General features: G+C 73.0%; 1 protein-coding gene. It reads left to right on the plus strand.

Annotated elements, in window-relative coordinates; genetic code table 11:
* Nucleotides 1–256: 256 nt before the first annotated feature.
* Nucleotides 257–1,846 (plus strand): glycoside hydrolase family 9 protein (locus AB0M20_RS41210; protein WP_364306734.1); only part of this gene is annotated, 1,590 nt, incomplete at its 3' end.

Raw genomic sequence — 1,846 nt, forward strand, 5'->3', positions numbered from 1 at the left:
GCTGCCCCAGCGGTTGTTCATGACGACGTAGCGGCCCTGGATGGTGGTGGTGCCGAAGGGTTCGCAGATGCGGGTGTCGGCGCTGGCCGGACCGGCCACGGCGACGGCGATGATCGAGCCGGCGGCCAGGATCACGGCCGCGGCCGCAGCGCGTAAGGCGCGTCTCATGGGGACTCCTCGGGGGCGGGGGTTTTGGGAGCGCTCCCACATTACATTGACGGCAATGATTGCAAAAGAGAACTGCGACGATGGAGTCATGATCGAACGACCGCGGATCCGGATCAACCAGCTCGGGTATCTGCCGGACGCGCCCAAACGGGCGGTCTGGGTGACCGACGCGCTGCGGCCGGCGCCGTTCACCGTGCGCGATTCCACCGGCGCCGAGGTGTTCCGTGGCAACTCGCAGCCGTGGCCGCAGCGTCCGGAACCCACATCCGGGCTGCCGGTGCACGTCTTCGACCTGACCGCCTGCACGGCCACCGGTCAAGACCTCCGGCTGGTCGCCGGCGACGATCGCAGCCATCCGTTCCGGATCGCGGCGGACCTGTACGCCGGCCTCGCCCGGGACGCGTTCCGGTTCTTCTACCTGCTGCGGTCGGGGTGCCCGATCGACGAGGAACGCGCACCGGGATACGGCCGCCCGGCCGGGCACACCGGCGACGCCGCGGTCCCCGCCCTGACCCTTCCGGGAAGGTTCGACGTGTCCGGCGGCTGGTACGACGCCGGCGACTACGGCAAGTACACGGTCAGCGGCAGCGTCGCGCTCTGGCAGCTCCTCCAGCTCGTCCGGCGGGGCGCGGGCGACAGGACGGCCGAGGTGGCCGAGGAGTGCCGGTGGCAACTCGACTGGATGCTGCGCATGCAGGTGCCGCCGGGCCATCCGCTCGCCGGCATGGCTTTCCACCGCGTGCACGGCACCGAGTGGTCGCCGCTGCCCGGCCGGCCGCACGAGGACCCGACCGAGCGGGTGCTGCACCCGCCGTCGACGGCGGCCACCCTGCACCTCGCGGCGGTGGCGGCGCTGGGCGCCCGGCTCCTAAATGACGATCGCCTGCTTACCGCCGCGCGGACGGCGTGGCGCGCCGCCCGGGCCCATCCCGGCCTGATCGCACCGGACGACCAGGGCCGGCACGGCGGCGGCCCATACGGCGACCCGCGGCTCGAGGACGACTTCTACTGGGCCGCCGCCGAGCTGTGGCTGGCCACCGGCGACGACGAGTACCTCGGCTTCCTGCTCGCCTCGCCGGAGCACACGGCCGACGTGTTCGACCTCGGCGGCTTCGACTTCGACCGGGTCGGCGCGCTCGCCCGGCTCGATCTGGCGACCGGGCCGCGACGGATGCCCGGGCATGACGACATGGTCACGGCCGCCGCGGAGCGCCTGCTGGCCCTGCAGGCGGGGCAGCCGTGGGGGCAGCCGTACGCGCCGGCGGAGGGCTGGCACTGGGGGTCGAACGGCCGCGTGCTCAACAATCTCGTCGTCCTGGCCACCGCCCACGAGATCACCGGTGAGCGGCGGTTCCGCGACGCCGTGGCCACCGGCGCCGACTATCTGCTCGGCCGCAACGCCCTCGGGCAGAGCTACATCGTCGGCTACGGCACCGACGCCAGCGCGCACCTGCGTACCCGGCAGTTCGGTCACGACCTCGACCCGGCCCTCCCGCCGCCACCACCCGGCGCGCTGGCCGGCGGGGCCAACTCGATCCCGACTCCGGGCTGGCCCGCCGACCCGCGGCTGGACGGCCTCCCGCCGCAGTGCCGCTACCTCGACGAGCCGACCTCGGAGACCACCAACGACATCTGCATCCGGTGGAACGCGCCGCTGGCCTTCATAGCGGCCTATCTG

The sequence above is a fragment of the Actinoplanes sp. NPDC051633 genome (genome assembly GCF_040681735.1).
Taxonomy (GTDB): domain Bacteria; phylum Actinomycetota; class Actinomycetes; order Mycobacteriales; family Micromonosporaceae; genus Actinoplanes.